This window comes from Paenibacillus paludis (assembly GCF_042610515.1).
GTDB lineage: Bacteria > Bacillota > Bacilli > Paenibacillales > Paenibacillaceae > Paenibacillus_AQ.
Genome location: NZ_JBGJZP010000001.1, coordinates 547,418 through 565,259 on the forward strand (window position 1 = coordinate 547,418; position 17,842 = coordinate 565,259).

Consider the following 17,842-nt stretch of genomic DNA (forward strand, 5'->3'; position numbering starts at 1 on the left):
TTCTTTCAACACTGTTAGATTTCAGAAAGAATGTAGAAAGATTAGTAAGCTATTGTATGTACTGTAGAGAACTAAGTACATACATTTTTTGGTGTGGGAGGAGAACAACTTGCAAGTATTAGAAACCAAGGATCTAAAAAAAATTTATGGTAGCGGAGATACTGCGGTTCATGCATTAGACGGGGTGAACCTAAAGGTGGAAAACGGGGAGTTTGTCGCGATTATAGGTACATCCGGAAGCGGCAAGTCTACCCTGCTGCATATGCTTGGAGGACTGGACCGGCCAACCAGCGGAGAAGTCACGGTCGATGGCAAAAATATTACCTTGTTGAAAGATGAGGAATTGACCATTTTCCGCAGACGGAAGATGGGCTTTGTATTCCAGAATTATAATTTGGTGCCGGTCCTGAACGTATCCGAGAATATTGTGCTGCCTATTGAACTGGACGGAAAACAGCCTGACCAAGCCTATTTGTCTAAAATTGTGAATATATTGGGGCTTGAAAACAAATTATACAATCTGCCGAGTAATCTCTCCGGGGGACAGCAGCAACGGGTAGCCATTGCCAGAGCGCTGGCGTCGAAACCGGCTATTATTTTGGCCGACGAACCAACCGGCAACCTGGACAGCAAAACTAGCCTTGATGTTATGGGACTTATAAAGGTTTCCAGCCAACAGTTCGGCCAAACGATCGTAATGATAACACACAACGAGGAAATTGCCCAAATGGCCGACCGTATTATCCGCATTGAGGACGGTAAAATGGTTAGCGGTGGCAACAGATGATCAAAGTCAATAGTAATAAAGCAATCCGTAATCTATCGACTAATATTTTGAAGGCGAATAAAACCCGTAACATCATAGCGATTATCGCTATCGCCTTAACCTCGTTGTTATTTACCACCCTGTTCACTATGGGACTCGGCACGGCGGAAAGCCTGCAGCGGGCAATGATGCGGCAGGCAGGCGGAGATGGTCATGCCTCACTCAAATATCTAAACGAGGAGGAATTTAATCAGATCAAGGACCACCCTCTTATTAAGGAGCTGGCTTATGACCGCTTACTAAGCAAAAAAGTAACAAGCGGGGAGTTGTTAAAGCGTCATGCGGAGTTTTGGTATTATGACGATATTGGTCTGAAATTCGGATTTATTGAGCTTGAAGGCGGGCATAATCCGGTAGCAGAAAAAGAAGTCATCATGGACTCCAAGACTGCGGAGTTACTAGACGTTCCCCTGAAAGTGGGGACACCATTAATCCTGAAGCTTGAGATACATGGCAAAGAGGTTCAGCGTGACTTTGTGCTCTCAGGCTGGTGGAAAAGTGACCCCGTGTTTAACGTGGGGCAAATCTTTGCTTCCAGAGCTTATGTAGATGCCAATTCCGAAGAATTGCGCAGTACATATAAGCAGGACTTTGATCAAACCGGAGTTATCAATGCTCTGTTAAAATTCGATAACAGCTTTGATCTCCGGGGAAAACTTGACAAAGTGATAACGGAAAGCGGTTTTTCCCTTGATAAAAATGCATCGAACTATCTCGACGGTAATGTTAACTGGTCATATCTCTCCACTAATTTCGCCATGGACACGGGAACCATCCTTGCACTAACTGCCGCTCTCCTGTTGATAATGTTGACCGGCTACTTGATTATTTATAACATATTCCAGATATCAGTCATGCGCGATATCCGCTTCTACGGACTTCTAAAGACTATCGGAACAAGCAGTAGGCAAATCCGCCGGATCATTCGCAGGCAGGCATTATTCCTCTCCTTGCTCGGGGTCCCTATCGGCTTACTCATAGGTTTTGTTGTCGGGAAATCACTTGTACCTTTACTTACGGAAAGATCAATGCACGCAAATGCTGAGATATCTGTATCCCCGAGCCCATGGATTTTTATCGGTTCCGCTCTGTTCGCAGTTATTACCGTCATCATTAGTACGTTAAAACCAGGCAGAATTGCCGCGAATGTTTCTCCTGTCGAGGCTGTAAGATACACAGATGGAAGTGCTAAGAGAACGAGTGGCGCCCACCTGAGGAAGTCAACCAATGGCGCTAAAATGCCTCTCATGGCTCGTGCCAACCTGGGGCGCAATAAGAAGCGGACAGCTCTGGTGGTGATCAGCCTTTCTTTAAGTCTGATCCTCCTGAATACTACATTCACGTTATCTCAGAGTATGGACATGGACAAATACTTGTCAAAATTTAATGATACTGACTTTCTTATTGGTCATGCTGAATATTTTCAAGAACACTTCACCGGTTCTGATAACGCGACCACGGAAAGTTATATTCAAGCCGTACAGGCACAACCAGGTTTTGAAGAAGGCGGCCGCTTGTATAGTGGCAGTGATGTACTCACTATCGAGCATAAGGACAATAGTGAGGGGTATGAAGCAGATGCTCGCGGCAACTTACCTACAGTGGCTTATGGATTGGAAGAATTACCTCTTCACCGGCTGCAGTTGGTTGATGGCGAGCTGGATTTTAACAAGCTCGCTTCAGGAAAGTACATTCTGGAAGGAGTGCCGGCGGATGATAATAACAAGCCTGAGATGGAATACACTGAATATCAAGTGGGTGATAAGGTAACCCTTCATAACTATATGGGTTCAGTCAATAATCCCCAGGCTCAAGAATATACCAGTCATGAATTCACCGTACTTGGTCATGTAAGCATGAAAAGCACGAATTCTGGTACAAGTGCCGCATCCTACGCTAGCTTCTACCTGCCTGCGGATATCTATAAATCACTTGTGCATCAGCCTGCTGTGATGAGTTACGCCTTTAATGTATCCAGCGGTCACGAGGACACGATGGAAAGCTTTTTGAAGAAGTACACTGAAACTACTGAACTGACGATGCATTACAGATCCAAATCTATTGTAATGAATGAATTCACAGGTATGCAAAATACAGTAGTAGTGATTGGCGGAACACTTAGCTTAATTATTGGTTTAATTGGTGTGCTGAATTTTGCTAATGCGATATTAACTAGTATTTTGACCCGACGCCAGGAATTTGCCATCCTGCAAAGCATTGGTATGACCAATAAACAATTGAAAACAATGCTTATCTATGAAGGACTATACTATGTGCTTGGTACCAGTGTATGCACAATCTTATTAGGAAGTCTATCCTCACTCTTGATTGCAAAACCCTTCACTCATTTAATGTGGTTTATGAGTTATAAATTCATTATCTGGCCCTTGCTCGCTGTACTGCCTATTCTATTATTACTTGGAATCTGTATTCCACTCACCAGCTATTCTCTGAGCGGCAGGAAAAGTATTGTGGAACGGCTTCGGACAGCTGAATAACTAGCTAATTTCTCTTATTATTTTTTTATCTTAATACAAACAATCTATCATTCACTCTCATAAACTGTATTAGCCAAATGAGAGGATAGGTGAAATATATGAGTATTCAATTTTTAGATATGCGTATTGCCCAAGATAGCACGTCTGATACACCAGCGTTAGGGCTAAGTTCATCTTCTTTTCCCTACACTTTTGGAGATATCGGATTACAGACAACAAGTGTTTCCCCTGAAAATGTTAGCTTGGTCCGGGTGACACTAAATGCGTATGCCCGGCTAACGTTATCCGCTTCTTCAAGTTCAACTGTCGTCCCTAATGCTACCTTTACCATACTGCGAAACGGTACTCCGATCTTTTCTACCGTCTACCAAAAGCCAGCTACGCAAATTGAGACTATCTATGAAATGAGCGGACTGACCGCCGTTGACTACCCTCCTGCTGCAGATGTACTTTCAGGTCAAATCAGATATACCATTTATGTAGTCACTAATTATGGCATCACTTTAGGCGCAAGATGCTTCAGTGGGAGCGCAGTAGCAGGTAATGGGTAAAATGATCTTTTAGTGTGTATCCCCGGAGACTACGGGGATATTTTATTTAGTCACATCTATAATCTTATCTATCTTGATCCAATCCCAATCATCCTCTGAGACCCGCAGCTTTATACCGCGGAGCTCCTTGTCTACTCTCATAAAGCTCATCACAATCCCCCGGTACAATGGCAGCATATTTCTCCTTTAGAATAATCGTCTGACATGAGTAGCTTCTGCGCAGCATGGTTCAATTGTGCAAAAAAAGAACGTCCGCTATGGACGTTCTCTAATTTTCTTTATTCGTCTACACCATTCCAGCTAATTACGCATTACACTTTCTGTTTTACGCTCTTGACTTGCATGTAATGTTTTCATTGCAAATCTTGCTATCGGCTGCGCAACCAACAGTTCAATCCAAAATGCTATCCCAAAGTTTCTTGGCCAGATGTGAAGGAAGTTTTTAAACGGTTCTAGGCTTATTTGTTTCGTCCCAACCCATGTGCCGATAATCGATAATACAATAGATAACACTGTGACATTCAATAAAGTATTCAATAGAACCCTAGCATTAAATCCATCGGTTTGTCCCATGAATTTTGGCATTACTTTCCCAACCACTGGTCCTGCAACTAATCTTACCAATAAAACTACGATTATCCACATGAACGGAATAATCTTTAGTGTATCTATATACACTTCCTTACTGAAACCAAGTTCCAATCCCACAATAATAGGAGCAATAGTATTTACTGAAATAATTGAAATAATCAATAAAAATAGTATACCTTCTTTTGCGTCTCTAGGCAGTCTTGTGTCTCCATGCATGGTTTGTCATCTCCGTGAATAATATTTCAGATGGCAGACGTATCATGAGACATATATTTTCGGTCAATAAAAAAACCGATATCTCTACACACTGATCTAATAATCATAACATTTTCCTCAAATGAATGTAAGACGTTCTACTTAAAATGTATTAAATCCCCCTGCTGGTTAGTTCAATAATAAGCATTCGCAATATGGTTATTTAATTATCCCTCGTACATTTCGTCAGTGGATATTGTGGGGATGGATCATTTTATTTTTTATTGTCGGGTATAAATTTGGCTGGTTTAATTGGGGTTGATACGACCTTCATCAGTATTCAGAAATGCTTCAGCATTTTTGAACTTGTCTATCCTGCGGATTTCCCACTACTCCTTGAAGGCGATACAGAGCAGCACTCCTAATACTTTCCGTTTAGTCATATACCTCATATACTCCGGCCTCAAATGGACCGACGGTTGCTGAGCATGATTCTTAATGCAATGCCTTAATATCCCTCCCTAGGGCTATGACAGCCCTCTATTAAACTCAAATAAATACCGTCCTGTGGACGAACCTTGATGCCTGAATCTCACAAAATGCAAGCTTTGATAATACGATCTCTATCCCTTTACCAGCCAATACCCCTGTAGTCATCGGGCAGGTTGGCCTCGAAGTAACTGCTGCAAGTGGAACTATACGAGTACAATTTTCAGGAATTGCCGAGCTCGCATTTTCAGATACTCCACATTTGACTCAGTCATTGCCTTCTCCATTGTAAGAAGTGCAGAAGTTTCGCCGGTCTCTTACGCCTTATACTCCGTAAGTGTCTCTGAAGCAAACCCAAATGCTGTACAGGTCATTAATATTACCGCAGCAGATTTTGATGTTCCCTTTCCACCGTCAAATGAATTAGTTTATACCCTATTTCTTTTTTGCACAGCAGATGTGACTCGGATAGGTATCGAGAGCTTTAATGCCGTTGCCTACTCAGATTAAGCAGTCTCTTTCCAACTCGTGAACCTGGGTACGGTTAATGACTTAGGTTACTTATAATGTTCTGAACACTACTTAATACCTTGCTAATAAAGGTTTTATTTAATGCATTTTATTCTTTCTATTATATGTGGGCGTTTTGTGGGCATATATTATGATGTCACTTCCCATTATGAGGAGAGTGAACTATAGATTCTATAACCCCGCCAGTATACTGACGGGGCTTTGATTATGCAGACCGACAAACTCTTTTTAAATATGCACAAGCATTTAATCCTTCCTCTCATAAAATATGGCATCTACTAAGAGAGGTTAGGTGAATAAGATGAGTATTCAGTTTTTGGATATGCGCATCTCACAGGATAGTGTAGTGGATACACCAGGTATTAATTTGGTCCGTTCGGGTGCGATTTTCGGTGACATTGGACTTCAAACCTCAAATGTTACACCTGCAAATGCAAGCTTGGTAAGGGTCACTTTAAATGCTTATGTAAGGCTTAGTGTTGATGTTAGCGTTATAGTTCAGAATGATGTTACTTTTAGCGTCTACCGCAATAATACATTAATCTTTAGTACAACGTACCCGGGAAACATCAATAATACAGTGACACAATACGAAATGGTAGGAATAACCGCTGTTGACTTTCCGCCGGCTAGTGATGTGCTCACAGGCCAAATTCAATATACCATTTTAGCATCTGCCATTAGGACTGCAACTCTAGGAGCAAGAAGTTTCAGTGGAATTGCAGTAGCAGGTAATGGATAATGATCGTTCAAAGTAGTGTCCCCGGAAATTTCGGGGATTATTTTTTTATCACATTATTTAAGATGATCCTTTAACACTTCTCCGAGCCATCTTACTCATCCGCGAAAAATTTAATATTCCGCTGCTTCAGCTCTTTTTGCAGTTGAAAGGTAGCCTGCATGTTCCGGCGCTGTATAGCTTGCCCGGCAATTAGATAGGCTCGTTTAAGGACGTTGCCAGAATGCTCGTTCTCCTTCAAGCTCTTACCCACCATTGTATCTATATGTCGCATCAAAATAAGATCCCGGATCATCTCGCCTGCCCCCTCAGTGATTCATCCAGTAATCTATGTTAGGTCCACGCCCAGTGCTCTGTGTGCCTCCCTGTGGCGATGTTTCGTACGGTACGTACGTTCCCAGGCCTCAATTATTACAGCCTTCTCAATGGGTGCAGACGACTCCCATAATATACATTGCTCCGCTACCAGCGCTTTGAATCCCTTGATTATCTCAGCAGGCCGCCGCCCGCTCAATCGTCGCAGTTCATTAATGTTGGGCAACCGTCTGAAATGATACCGGAACTGAAATATGATCCGCAGCAGCTTGCGCGGGGTATATCAAGCATAGCGTTTTTCCGCCACTGTCTGCCAGGCGAGGATGCTCGCTGCCAAAAACACGCTCGGCGCGCCAGTGGTCAAGCAAGTAGCTCTTACACGTCCATCACGGACTCCCTTAACCTCTATCTTCCTCTGTGGAATCTTCCCGGCTTTATCCAGGTATATAATTTCGATGGTTTGACCGATGCTCATTTTCATGATTGATCGCCTCTATATAAATAGGAACATTTGTTTGTATTATAACCAAACATATGCTCTTTAAACATCGTGAGTATATTCCACAATTGGAATGTTTATGTATAATTGATGAACATAATCTTTATATCCCAAATATAAGAAATATTGTTTAGACAGAATCCAATTATTGTCATAGTCTTATTTAGCTACGTTCACGAGAGGTCAAAATGTCTCATAGAACTAGATCAGACAGAGATCTTGGGTGTAGGACTACTAATAGAGAGGAGTGAAAACTAAAGAAACATAGATAAGATACATAAAAGTGTCGAGTTAATTTAAGGAATCAGCATCCCTTTGATTCCTGCAGCTCCATTATGGACTGTAAAACCTAATTTCACAGGAGGGATTATTCCAATTGTTACTAAACTGGAGCCTGGAGGTTAAAATATACTTGCGAGGTGTTTTATGAAGAAATTAATTATTGCAATCATGGTCCTATTGACTATTTTCCCAATGACTTCGACTCAAGCAGCATCAACAGAATCAGAATTTATTGTTTTCCAGTACCAAAATGTAAACGGAATTGCTGGGGTTACTAAAAGTTTTCCTAGCATGGATGTAACTAAAATCACTTTTAAAGCCGAACGAGCAGACATGAGATTTTTTATTTATAATCAAAATGGTCAAGAAGTTTATAGTAATGCAGTTTCCAAGGATAAAGAGGGAACTTTCACTGTAAATTTAAAGAATGTTTCTAAGGTTAAGCTTAATACTTATGACGATACGTTTAATAATGTTGGATATGCCGTCCATTTTAAGCTTAATGGTAACTACGTCAATAACGAAACCGATAAATTCGTAATAAAGGATTTGATAGCATCCACAAACAATGAAGCAACTGAGACTACATTACGTTGGCAAAACATCGATTCGGTTTTATTTGGTCGCTATGATGTATATTTAAATGGTAATATTGTGGGTTCCAGTAAATACAACAATTACAAATTCACAGGGCTAACCAGTGGACGGGAGTATACCTTTAAAGTAGTACCCTATGACACTAATGGGCAAGGTTATCCGGGCGCAGAAATAAGTTATATTATCCCTGTACCACAGACGCCAACACCAACACCAACAGCTTCGCCTACACCTACACCTAGTCCCACACCTAGTCCCACACCGACGGCTTCTCCAACGGCAACTCCATCACCGACAGTTACACCGGACCCAACACCGACTACTACTCCTAGTGCTACACCAACTGTGACACCTGAACCAACAGCTACGAGTACACCAGTTCCAACCGCGACTCCAAAGCCAACAACAACTCCTAAGCCTACAGCAACTCCAGAGCAGCCTACAGGAGATCGGGCTATCCTTACCATCACTCTGGTGAATGGAACAGAAAAAGAATACGACCTACCAATTGCAGAAGTAGATGCATTCTTGAACTGGTACGATTCCCGTGATGCAGGAAGAGGCCCTGGGATGTATGCAATTGATAAACATAGCAACAACAAAGGCCCCTTCAAAAAGCGTAAAGATTATGTCGTATTTGATAAAATACTAACCTATGAAGTAAGTGAATATACAACTTCCGAATAATCTTTCCCAGGACTTAGATCCTCTTTCCCTTTTAGCCAAGCGCTATAATTGGATAGAGGAGGTTTTTTATGTTTATTTCCCCAATGTTATTACAAACTACTGCTGGTCCATTCAGCCACAATGATTATATTTTGAACCAAAGATAGACGGACACCGGCTGACTTTCTCCCAGGAGGCCGGGAAAATCCGGAGCCCCGGCTATGAGGAACTGAACCAAATCCGGCATGCTGCGGAGTCCAGTGTTCGCGGAGTTTATCACTTAAGCAATAGAAGCCTGCCGAATATAATAGTTCGGCAGGCTTTAATGTGTGGTAAGCGATTCCAACAAATACAATAGGAAAATGAAGCCTTCTCTACTTCATCTAAATAAAAGCATGCCTAGTTTTAAAGAAACCTGGTAATGTTTCAATTGTCATTTTTAGCAAGATAAGCTTCATCGACTGAAATATAAAACTTCAATATGTAACAGGCAGGATAAGGCGTTTGTACACCTTAAGCCCCGGCTGCGGGCCAAGGTAAGAATGAGGAACTGGACCAAATCCGGCATCCTGCGGAGTCCGGTATTTACAGAATTTATCGTATAAACAAAAAAAGTCCGCCGACCGATAAGGTTGACGGGCTTTCAATTTTCCGAAAGAGATGCATTTAGATAAAGCACGTACTAAGAATAATAACCAACAAGATAAACAGAACCAGAATTGCAGTGGTAGAAGTAAAGCCACCATATCCCCCAGCAAATTCACCCATTACAGTCTCCCCTTTGTAATTGAATAAAATTTAGAATATACAGGCTTTTGTAATGATGACCAACAAGATAAAGAGTACCAAGATTGCACCTGTCGACGTAAAAGGACTTATACATTTAACTTCTTTTTCATGTTCACAGCCATATCCTCCAACAACTCCACTCATTCGTTATTCCTCCTCTGCAATTGGATACAACTTATAATATGTGGGATTTTTATCTGTGCTTGGGTAAATAGGAATCGAATTATGGGGGAATGAACACAAAACTGGCTTGTTGCGGAGTCCAGTGTTTACTGAATATTTTTATATAAACAGAAAAAAGCTCGCCGACCAGTTAAGGTTGACGGGCTTTTGAAACTCATCCAATCGATATACCAGAATAGGTAACCGGTCCAGTAACACTGGCAGTATTCAGTAAAATATTGAGACTGTTATTGGCCACGCCTAAAGAATATGCATGATACCCTTCTGGAACGCTTCTATCCAAATATGAAATAGTAATAGGTTGAATTGCTGAAATCGAAAGTCCACTAGCTCCCACATTGAAAATAGGTTGTCCATCTCTGTACAAAGTGAAAATCACACTTGGAACACCCAATGTCGTTTGAAAACCAATAGTTGCATCCAGTTGAACACTTCCACTTGCTACGGTAGCTAGTCCAAACTCAGCTAAGATTAAATTTTGAGCCGGCGCGAGAATGGGAATGGATACCGTTTGGCTTCCTGTTGTCGCAGTACTACTTCCTACATCTATGATTTGTGCCATGTTAAACCACCTCCTCTTTATTTATACTCATAGAGTATGCAAAGAGAGGAATTTTGATTGGACAGACAATGATAACTTCAACCTATTTTATGTATGCTCTAAATTCAAATCGTTCACGCATAAACCAACTGCCGGCAATCTTAATTGTCTCTGGGGAATACCCCCCAACGATGCCGCCATAATCCATCAAATGGCCTGTTGGGTCCGGATCTTCCCGGTACCAGACTGAGGCCTTGGATTGCGCAAGGGCAGCAGTCAGGAAGTCTGTATTGTTCTCCATGACTTTGTATGTGTTGTTCAATTAAGTCACCCTCTATTTCAAAACGAAAACTGAGTAAATGAGACTATTAAAAGTATAATACCAATAATCGAAGATAAGGCAGCCATTTTATCTTTAGTTTTAAAATAAGAAGCCCCTCCATTAAAAATCAATGATCCGCACATCCCCATTATTGTCCATGACATTGTCACTTGATCCCTGTTACCGAAAAATGTTATTGCCAGAATTATTGTTACTGCACTAAATAAAATACCAACCACTCTTAGTACTTTTAGCAAAACACTCACCTCCATAAAAGTAAAACCTGCTCATTGGCAGGGTTAGTACTTGAATTCATTATAAACTATACACATTATATATAGAACATTATGTATATGCACTCTATATCACTGGTAAGGAAAATTTTCCTGAACTCAAAGAAATACCCCACCATTGCTGGCAGGGTACGGTGCTTCCGTTAAATCTATTTTATCGTGACTGTACTACTTCTTGGTAGAATATTCGCTTACTTCAAAGGTTAATATCTTATCGAAGATCACATATTCAGTACGCTTAGCAAATGGACCTTGTTAGTGTGTTTATCAATCGCGAACTTGGCAGGACCCGAACCGGCATCTTTAGTATCGTACCATTTTAGGGAGGCATTCACTTCTTCTATTGAGAGGTCGAATTCCTTCTCTATACCTGTTGTTAAAGTACTAAGCGTGATATATGCCGCCTCTACCCTCTCTCTATGGCTGGCGGTGAGCAAATCCGACACCGGACATATCCGCCTGCATTTACCTCTATAGCCTTTGGGGAGGCAGGGTTATTACAATAGTCCGGCGCTTCATACCAAGCCTCTTCTTCCGTGTCCCTTTCTTCCCTGTCATACACTCCATCAGGTATACAAGCATGTAATAAGTGTCGCCCGGTACAACCGACGGTATGATTAACTGTTTGACTTTCTCCTGAATCTTCTTCTTGGTGGACACTTTCACTTTGCTCATACAACTTATCATCGTGCTTATGTAAGAAATGAATGGGTAAGAACTGTGCTGTCAATAACATCCGCTGTACTGGGTTTTTTTGTTATCCGTTAAATTAATAAGGATAAGGAAAAGAATTCAATAGCATTTTTCTTTGCGCGCCCCGTAACAGCTGTGCATGATTACCTGATCGCCCGGCTTCAGTCCGGACTTCTTCATCTTTGGTCGTTTTGGCATGCCGTGTTCTCTCCTTAAAGGGGCTATGCCCTTTCGAAACTAAAATAGATAAGTCGCGTATAATTGGTAAATAATTGAATTTGGAGTGTGACATATGGATAAAAATAAAAAGTCTTACGGCTTGGGAGTAGGAATCTGCTTTGCTGTTGCCTTTGGATTTGCTTTCCACAACATCGCATTAGGTATCGGATTAGGAATTGTTTTTGGTGTTGCCTTGTCTCAATCGGGAAGACCTAAGACTCCTAAAGATAAGTGAGTTCACCCCTCCCTTGCGCTATGACAGCCCCTATTAACCTACAAAATGTTTGTCATCATGCGGACGAATTAGTTTGAGTAACTGCATAGCATATCTCAAAAAACAATTGGAGGTATGTTATATGGTTCGTACACTTGACGCACGATCTTCGCAAAATGGAAATGGTAATGTTTATTACGAAGCCCTCCCCACTGATCCAACTATTTTTGGACAAGTAGGTCTAAACATAGTGAATCCGGTTGGGATAATACGAGTACAATTAGTTGGATCTTTTGTTGTATCTCCTATTTCTACGCTTACAGGAAGAACATTTATTTATGTCAAATTGGTTAGAGGATACAATTATGATGACCCTCGAGTTTACTTATCTTCCTGGGCTATACAAATAGAAGACAGCTTTACTAACAAAAATTTAAGTTTTTCCTGTTGTGATTACGTTACTTCTGCCCCACCGAACAACCAACTTGTTTATACATTATTTGTAAATGCAACAATTTCGTCTTTCGTTAGAAAAGGTCCTGAGAATTTAAATGCAATCGCTTTTTGTGACGAGTAACCTTTTTTTATTTTTGGACACCCCAGTGGTACGGGATTAGGCGGTCCTGGCTATAATTGACTACGGGACTGCCTAATGATTCAGCCAAAGCCTTGACTTCTCCCTGCCAGCGGTCATATGCCTCTCTCCCAGGCCATAAACTCTGTACACATGCAGGTCGGAGTGGGCAACGCCCGCAATTGGATGTGTAATTGTCATCGCATATTTGTATTCAAAGTTTGGTATTTGAGCTTCCTGTCGAGACAAAAGTTGAAAACGAAGTCTATTTTGCCCCAAACCTCCGGCTTCTTCAAGATTGTGGTTTGCTCTCATGTCAACTTTATAGCCATATTACCTCTGCTTAGAATACGAGGAACATTTTCCATATGAATGAAAGCTGGTAGTTTTCCACCGTGTCAAAACATGCTTGGAGAATCAATTCTATTCCGGGGCTGAAATGAAATTTGTTCAAGAGAGTTTAGGCCACGGGAATATGCAAATAACTTCTGATATTTATGCCCACATCTCAAAAAAATCGAATCCGATCACACGGGAAGGTTTGATTTACAGCTTCAAAATATCCTAGAATAAATATTCGCGGTAATTTTGTGGTAACCCATCTTCTCCAAGAGAAATCGCCCTTCTTCCCACAAAAAAAGAAAAGCCCTCAACGCTTACGCGTCAAGGGCTGCTGTATTCTAGTAAAGAGTCATGTACTGGTCTCTTTCCCACTCGTGAACCTGGGTGCGATAGATATCCCACTCGATTTCTTTCAGCTCGTAGAAATGAGCCAGTGCATGTTCGCCGAGGGCTTCGGTGATGACATGGCTGCGGATCATTTCGTTCAGCGCTTCCTTCAGATCGGATGGCAAGCTAGGGATGCCTTCTTCAATCCGCTCTTCTTCGGACATCACATAGATGTTACGGTCGATTGGAGCCGGAAGATCCAGTTGGCGTTTGATGCCGTCAAGACCTGCCTTCAACATTACAGCAAGTGCAAGGTAAGGGTTAGCTGCCGGATCCGGATTGCGGACCTCGATGCGAGTGCTCAGCCCTCTGGAAGCAGGGATACGGATCATCGGGCTGCGGTTGCTGGCGGACCATGCTACGTAGCAAGGGGCTTCATAACCGGGAACCAGACGTTTGTAAGAGTTCACTGTCGGGTTCGTGATTGCAGCAAACGCACGGGCATGCTTCAGAATACCTGCCATGTAGTAACGGGCTGTCTTGCTCAGGCCAAGTGTGTCGCTCTCATCGTAGAACACATTCTCTTTGCCTTTGAACAGGGATTGGTGAGCGTGCATACCGGATCCGTTCATACCAAAAAGTGGTTTAGGCATAAAAGTAGCATGCAGGCCGTGCTGGCGGGCTACCGTCTTCACGACAAGCTTAAAGGTTTGAATTTGGTCAGCAGCTTTGATGGCATCAGCATATTTGAAGTCAATTTCATGCTGGCCGGAAGCAACTTCATGGTGGGAAGCTTCAATTTCAAAGCCCATCTCTTCAAGAGTCAAAACGATTTCGCGGCGGCAGTTCTCTCCAAGATCCATCGGCGCCAAATCGAAATATCCGCCTTGGTCATTCAATTCCGTAGTCGGGTTCCCTCTCTCATCAGTTTTGAAGAGGAAAAACTCAGGTTCAGGACCAACGTTCATCGCGGTATAACCCATTTCTTCAGCTTCTTCCAGACAACGCTTCAGAATACCACGCGGGTCTCCGGCAAACGGTGTTCCGTCAGGCATGTACACATCACAAATCAGACGGGCAACCCGGCTGTCCGTCACCCAAGGGAAGATTACCCATGTGCTGAGGTCAGGATAGAGATACATGTCGGATTCTTCAATCCGTACATAACCTTCAATGGAGGAACCATCGAACATCATTTTATTGTCGAGCGCCTTTTCGAGCTGGCTAACAGGAATCTCTACATTTTTGATCGTTCCGAGCAAGTCTGTAAATTGCAGGCGAATAAAACGGACGTTTTCTTCCTTGGCGATGCGCGTAATATCCTCTTTAGAAAAGCTCACTATACCCTCTCCCTTTCATGTCTCTTTATGTTATTTATTAAAAAACCGGGAAAGTTCGCCTTGAATAAGAGAGACTTGTCCCGGTCTTTTACCGGAAACCAGTTCCTGCTTCAGCAAACGATGAAGCTGTGAATCGGACAACTCTCTACGTCTAACCTCTGTATCAGGGGTAATAACCGTAGCTTCTTCGGATTCCTTCGTGACTGGGTTCATCACCTGCTTGATGCCGGCAATGTTAACACCCTTCTCGATTAATGCTTTGATTTCCAACAGGCGTTCCACATCATTGAATGAGAACAAACGCTGATTGCCGGAGGTACGAGCGGGCACAATCAGACTGTGCTGCTCATAATAACGAATTTGTCTGGCAGATAAATCGGTTAGCTTCATTACAATACCTATAGGAAATAGTGCCATATTTCTGCGGATTTCATCACCCATGACTCATCCAACCTTCCAATGATCTTTTTCTCATCTCATTGTACATTTCCTGGTTTCGCGTGTCAATGGTGTGTGAGTTTTTCTTACAGAAGATTTCTATCCCGCATACTTTGCAGCGCCATCAACACACCGTACTTCACATGAGAATAGGTTAATCCGCCTTGCATATAGCCAATATAGGGCGCCCGGATCGGCGCATCCGCAGATAACTCCAAGCTGCCACCCTGAATGAACGTTCCTGCCGCCATAATGACAGGATGTTCATAACCGGGCATATCCCAAGGCTCAGGCACGACATGGCTGTCAACGGCTGCAGCACGTTGAATCCCCTGCACAAAGGCAATCAGATGCTCCGGCCCGTCAAAAGCAACCGCCTGGATCAGGTCCGTACGCGGTTCATCCCAGGCTGGTTTGGTCGTAAACCCGCAGCGCTGAAAGACAGCAGCTGCAAAGATACTCCCTTTGAGCGCTTGCCCCACTGTGTGTGGAGCCATAAAGAGCCCTTGGTAGAGTCCGCGTGTTGTTCCCAGCATCGCGCCTACTTCTCCGCCTATCCCCGGTGCTGTGAGCCTGTAGGCCGCCAGCTCAACAAGATCGCTGCGTCCGCAAATATATCCGCCTGTCTCAGCGATACCCCCACCCGGATTCTTGATAAGTGAACCTGCGACGAGGTCGGCTCCCACCTGGGGAGGCTCAAGCTCTTCCGTAAATTCTCCATAACAGTTGTCTACGAATACGATGACATCCGGTTTCAACGTTTTCACTTTTGTTACCATATCGCCGATTTCAGCGACCGTAAAGGAGGAACGCCAATCATAGCCCCGGGATCTTTGGATTCCGATAACTTTTGTTTGGTCATTTATAGCGAGCGCTACTTCGTCCCAATCCACTTTCCCTTCGGCAGTTAAAGCGGTCTCACGGTAGCCTATACCAAAATCGGCCAAAGAGCCTGTCCCGTCACCGGGCTTGCCAACTACTTTATGCAACGTATCGTATGGGCGTCCTGTGATGTACAGCAATTCGTCTCCTGGACGCAGTACGCCAAAAAGCGCCGTAGAGATGGTATGCGTACCAGAAGCAAAATGAGGCCGAACCAGCGCCGCCTCCGCACCGAATACCTCAGCATACACAAGATCCAGCACTTCACGGCCCCGGTCATTATAGGCATAGCCGGTAGAACCGGCAAAGTGAAAATCGCTCACCTGCTGCCGCTGGAACGCCTCAATAACCTTCCACTGATTGTGATCCACTATCCGGTCCAGCTTTTTTACCGCACTTTCAATTTCAAGTTCTGCAGCCTCCGCCGCATGTAAAATATCCTCTGCAAAAACAGCCATTTCCCCTTGTTCTCCCCTTACATTACATTTACTTAACATCAAGAATTAACCCCACACAGTAGGATTCGGCTTCGAAGACCGAAGGAGATATCCATGCTTTGTGGGGACACTCAATGCATTCCTTAATTTATTTTGAGACTTGCTCAAAATGATGGTTTATTCCTGCACTACGAACTCCGCTAACTTGTAGCCCCATTTCTCATAATCCTCTTTGTTTAAGCGGACATTGTAGAGCACATCATTCTCGTCGTACTGCTGCTCCAACACCTCGCCTACACGGTAGAGCAATGAAGACAGGTCGCCACGGTCACCTGGAATCCGGAAGGTCAGAGTATCCCCTGCCAGCGAATCTTCAATGATCTCCCGGATCAGGGTTAGATCTTCAGGGTTAAAAGCACTGATCTTTAAATATCCCGGACCTGCAGGAAGCATCTCCAGCTGTTCCGGCTGACAGATATCGCTTTTGTTGAACAATGTAATTTGCGGCTTCCCGGCAGCACCCAGATCCGTGAGTATGGCTTGGACAACCTCCATTTGTTCCTCACGCATTGGAGAAGAAGCGTCGACTACATGCAGCACCAGATTCGCTTCATTCACTTCCTCCAGAGTGGCACGGAAGGACGCCACCAGATCATGCGGCAGATTCTGAATGAATCCAACCGTATCTGTTAACACAACCTCTTTTCCTGACGGAAGCTGCAGTACACGTGAAGTCGGGTCAAGTGTAGCAAACAGCTGATTCTCAATATATACATCTGCATCCGTGAGCTGCTTCAACAGCGTCGATTTGCCTGCATTTGTATATCCGACAAGGGCCACCTGTACGGCACCGCTCTTGCGGCGGCGTTCTCGATGCAGCTCACGGGTCTTCACCACTTCGTCGAGCTGGCGCTTCAGCTCATCAATCCGGTTGCGGATATGCCGGCGGTCCGTCTCCAGCTTGCTTTCCCCTGGTCCTCTTGTGCCGATACCGCCGCCGAGTCTGGATAGGTTCTTGCCCTGCCCGGAGAGGCGCGGCAGCAGATAGGAGAGCTGTGCCAGCTCTACCTGAATAATACCTTCCCGCGTCTTCGCCCGTCCGGCAAAGATATCCAGGATCAGCTGGGTGCGGTCGATAATTTTCAGATCCAGAGCTTCCTCCAGATTGCGCACCTGCGCTCCGGACAGCTCCTGGTCAAAGATTGCCGTATTTGCACCGAAACCATCTGCAGCCATCCGCAGCTCTTCTACCTTCCCCTTGCCGATGAACCATTTGGAATCAGGAGTTTCCTTGTTCTGGCGCAGCACGTCCAGCACTTCGACACCGGCTGTCTCCGCCAGCTGCACCAATTCTTGCAGGGAAAGCTCCGGGTCAATGCCGGTGCGCTTAATTTTGTCCGTCACCAAACTGACTAATATTGCCCGGTCCTGGATATCTGTTTGTGTATCATGTGTTGTCGTCATGCATT

The 17,842-nt window shown here is 43.7% G+C and carries 19 protein-coding genes and 1 pseudogene; 7 read left to right on the forward strand and 13 right to left on the reverse strand.

Annotation, left to right across the window (positions count from 1 at the left end):
- The first annotated feature begins 109 nt into the window (after positions 1-109).
- From ACAN56_RS02395 to ACAN56_RS02405, 3 genes are all read left to right on the forward strand, one after another.
- Positions 110-787: an ABC transporter ATP-binding protein gene (locus tag ACAN56_RS02395; protein ID WP_038592989.1), complete on the forward strand. Its 678-nt coding sequence runs from the start codon at positions 110-112 to the stop codon at positions 785-787.
- Positions 784-3,324 (forward strand): ABC transporter permease, encoded by a 2,541-nt coding sequence (locus ACAN56_RS02400; protein ID WP_379140160.1) that lies wholly within the window; start codon positions 784-786, stop codon positions 3,322-3,324. The genes ACAN56_RS02395 and ACAN56_RS02400 overlap by 4 nt, the downstream gene beginning before the upstream one ends.
- 98 nt (positions 3,325-3,422) lie before the next feature.
- The gene (locus ACAN56_RS02405; RefSeq protein ID WP_379140162.1) at positions 3,423-3,875 is read left to right on the forward strand and encodes a hypothetical protein; all 453 of its coding nucleotides are present in this window, start codon (positions 3,423-3,425) and stop codon (positions 3,873-3,875) included.
- Positions 3,876-4,175: 300 nt separating this feature from the next.
- Here the strand turns inward: ACAN56_RS02405 and ACAN56_RS02410 are convergent, their stop codons facing one another.
- Positions 4,176-4,682 (reverse strand): DUF2798 domain-containing protein, encoded by a 507-nt coding sequence (locus tag ACAN56_RS02410; protein WP_038592993.1) that lies wholly within the window; start codon positions 4,680-4,682, stop codon positions 4,176-4,178.
- A 1,291-nt stretch (positions 4,683-5,973) separates the two neighbouring features.
- Between ACAN56_RS02410 and ACAN56_RS02415 the strand changes: the two genes are divergently transcribed.
- Positions 5,974-6,423: a hypothetical protein gene (locus tag ACAN56_RS02415; protein WP_038592996.1), complete on the forward strand. Its 450-nt coding sequence runs from the start codon at positions 5,974-5,976 to the stop codon at positions 6,421-6,423.
- Positions 6,424-6,514: 91 nt separating this feature from the next.
- Here ACAN56_RS02415 and ACAN56_RS02420 read toward each other — a convergent pair whose 3' ends face one another.
- On the reverse strand, positions 6,515-6,736 hold the full coding sequence (locus tag ACAN56_RS02420; RefSeq protein WP_489685688.1) for a YhjD family protein: 222 nt from the start codon (positions 6,734-6,736) through the stop codon (positions 6,515-6,517).
- Positions 6,737-7,018: 282 nt separating this feature from the next.
- Positions 7,019-7,216: a hypothetical protein gene (locus tag ACAN56_RS02425; protein WP_379140167.1), complete on the reverse strand. Its 198-nt coding sequence runs from the start codon at positions 7,214-7,216 to the stop codon at positions 7,019-7,021.
- Positions 7,217-7,660: 444 nt separating this feature from the next.
- On the opposite strand from ACAN56_RS02425, the gene ACAN56_RS02430 reads away from it, so the two are divergent.
- Positions 7,661-8,800 (forward strand): fibronectin type III domain-containing protein, encoded by a 1,140-nt coding sequence (locus ACAN56_RS02430; RefSeq protein WP_379140169.1) that lies wholly within the window; start codon positions 7,661-7,663, stop codon positions 8,798-8,800.
- Between the two features lie 645 nt (positions 8,801-9,445).
- On the opposite strand, the gene ACAN56_RS02435 is transcribed toward ACAN56_RS02430, so the two are convergent.
- The 6 genes and pseudogenes from ACAN56_RS02435 to ACAN56_RS02460 all read right to left on the reverse strand — a co-directional run.
- Positions 9,446-9,547, reverse strand: a complete 102-nt coding sequence (locus tag ACAN56_RS02435; RefSeq protein WP_231578288.1) for a YjcZ family sporulation protein — start codon at positions 9,545-9,547, stop codon at positions 9,446-9,448.
- A 30-nt stretch (positions 9,548-9,577) separates the two neighbouring features.
- Positions 9,578-9,712 carry a sporulation protein YjcZ gene (locus ACAN56_RS02440; RefSeq protein ID WP_197073739.1) on the reverse strand — a complete coding sequence of 45 codons (135 nt, stop codon included), beginning with the start codon at positions 9,710-9,712 and terminating at the stop codon, positions 9,578-9,580.
- 193 nt (positions 9,713-9,905) lie between these two features.
- A complete protein-coding gene (locus ACAN56_RS02445; protein WP_038592998.1) occupies positions 9,906-10,313 on the reverse strand; it encodes a hypothetical protein in 408 nt (135 codons plus the stop codon).
- A gap of 82 nt (positions 10,314-10,395) precedes the next feature.
- Positions 10,396-10,614, reverse strand: a complete 219-nt coding sequence (locus ACAN56_RS02450) for a hypothetical protein (RefSeq protein WP_038593001.1) — start codon at positions 10,612-10,614, stop codon at positions 10,396-10,398.
- A gap of 17 nt (positions 10,615-10,631) precedes the next feature.
- Complete coding sequence (locus tag ACAN56_RS02455) at positions 10,632-10,871, reverse strand: hypothetical protein (RefSeq protein WP_156130900.1); 240 nt, start codon at positions 10,869-10,871, stop codon at positions 10,632-10,634.
- A 204-nt stretch (positions 10,872-11,075) separates the two neighbouring features.
- Positions 11,076-11,290: pseudogene (locus ACAN56_RS02460) on the reverse strand (ran-binding protein 10); the annotation flags it as partial.
- A gap of 602 nt (positions 11,291-11,892) precedes the next feature.
- Here ACAN56_RS02460 and ACAN56_RS02465 point away from each other — a divergent pair.
- Positions 11,893-12,054, forward strand: coding sequence for a glycine zipper domain-containing protein (locus ACAN56_RS02465; RefSeq protein WP_197073601.1), 162 nt, complete (start codon positions 11,893-11,895; stop codon positions 12,052-12,054).
- Positions 12,055-12,175: 121 nt separating this feature from the next.
- Positions 12,176-12,610: a hypothetical protein gene (locus tag ACAN56_RS02470; protein WP_379140174.1), complete on the forward strand. Its 435-nt coding sequence runs from the start codon at positions 12,176-12,178 to the stop codon at positions 12,608-12,610.
- A gap of 677 nt (positions 12,611-13,287) precedes the next feature.
- Here ACAN56_RS02470 and glnA read toward each other — a convergent pair.
- The 4 genes from glnA to hflX all read right to left on the reverse strand — a co-directional run bounded on the left by glnA (position 13,288) and on the right by hflX (position 17,837).
- A complete protein-coding gene (gene glnA / locus ACAN56_RS02475; protein ID WP_342435758.1) occupies positions 13,288-14,616 on the reverse strand; it encodes a type I glutamate--ammonia ligase in 1,329 nt (442 codons plus the stop codon).
- A 30-nt stretch (positions 14,617-14,646) separates the two neighbouring features.
- Positions 14,647-15,057, reverse strand: a complete 411-nt coding sequence (locus tag ACAN56_RS02480) for a MerR family transcriptional regulator (protein WP_036656080.1) — start codon at positions 15,055-15,057, stop codon at positions 14,647-14,649.
- 83 nt (positions 15,058-15,140) lie between these two features.
- Positions 15,141-16,394 (reverse strand): methionine gamma-lyase family protein, encoded by a 1,254-nt coding sequence (locus ACAN56_RS02485; RefSeq protein ID WP_038593008.1) that lies wholly within the window; start codon positions 16,392-16,394, stop codon positions 15,141-15,143.
- A 156-nt stretch (positions 16,395-16,550) separates the two neighbouring features.
- Complete coding sequence (gene hflX, locus ACAN56_RS02490; protein WP_038593011.1) at positions 16,551-17,837, reverse strand: GTPase HflX; 1,287 nt, start codon at positions 17,835-17,837, stop codon at positions 16,551-16,553.
- Between the last annotated feature and the right edge of the window lie 5 nt (positions 17,838-17,842).

What these genes read in the sequence shown, in the direction of transcription:
- ACAN56_RS02400 (WP_379140160.1), top strand. Translation starts at nt 784, where the DNA reads ATGATCAAAGTCAATAGTAATAAAGCAATCCGTAATCTATCGACTAAT.
- ACAN56_RS02405 (WP_379140162.1), top strand. Translation starts at nt 3,423, where the DNA reads ATGAGTATTCAATTTTTAGATATGCGTATTGCCCAAGATAGCACGTCT.
- ACAN56_RS02410 (WP_038592993.1), bottom strand. Translation starts at nt 4,682, where the DNA reads ATGCATGGAGACACAAGACTGCCTAGAGACGCAAAAGAAGGTATACTA.
- ACAN56_RS02425 (WP_379140167.1), bottom strand. Translation starts at nt 7,216, where the DNA reads ATGAAAATGAGCATCGGTCAAACCATCGAAATTATATACCTGGATAAA.
- ACAN56_RS02430 (WP_379140169.1), top strand. Translation starts at nt 7,661, where the DNA reads ATGAAGAAATTAATTATTGCAATCATGGTCCTATTGACTATTTTCCCA.
- ACAN56_RS02435 (WP_231578288.1), bottom strand. Translation starts at nt 9,547, where the DNA reads ATGGGTGAATTTGCTGGGGGATATGGTGGCTTTACTTCTACCACTGCA.
- ACAN56_RS02440 (WP_197073739.1), bottom strand. Translation starts at nt 9,712, where the DNA reads ATGAGTGGAGTTGTTGGAGGATATGGCTGTGAACATGAAAAAGAAGTT.
- ACAN56_RS02445 (WP_038592998.1), bottom strand. Translation starts at nt 10,313, where the DNA reads ATGGCACAAATCATAGATGTAGGAAGTAGTACTGCGACAACAGGAAGC.
- ACAN56_RS02465 (WP_197073601.1), top strand. Translation starts at nt 11,893, where the DNA reads ATGGATAAAAATAAAAAGTCTTACGGCTTGGGAGTAGGAATCTGCTTT.
- ACAN56_RS02470 (WP_379140174.1), top strand. Translation starts at nt 12,176, where the DNA reads ATGGTTCGTACACTTGACGCACGATCTTCGCAAAATGGAAATGGTAAT.
- ACAN56_RS02480 (WP_036656080.1), bottom strand. Translation starts at nt 15,057, where the DNA reads ATGGGTGATGAAATCCGCAGAAATATGGCACTATTTCCTATAGGTATT.
- ACAN56_RS02485 (WP_038593008.1), bottom strand. Translation starts at nt 16,394, where the DNA reads ATGGCTGTTTTTGCAGAGGATATTTTACATGCGGCGGAGGCTGCAGAA.
- hflX (WP_038593011.1), bottom strand. Translation starts at nt 17,837, where the DNA reads ATGACGACAACACATGATACACAAACAGATATCCAGGACCGGGCAATA.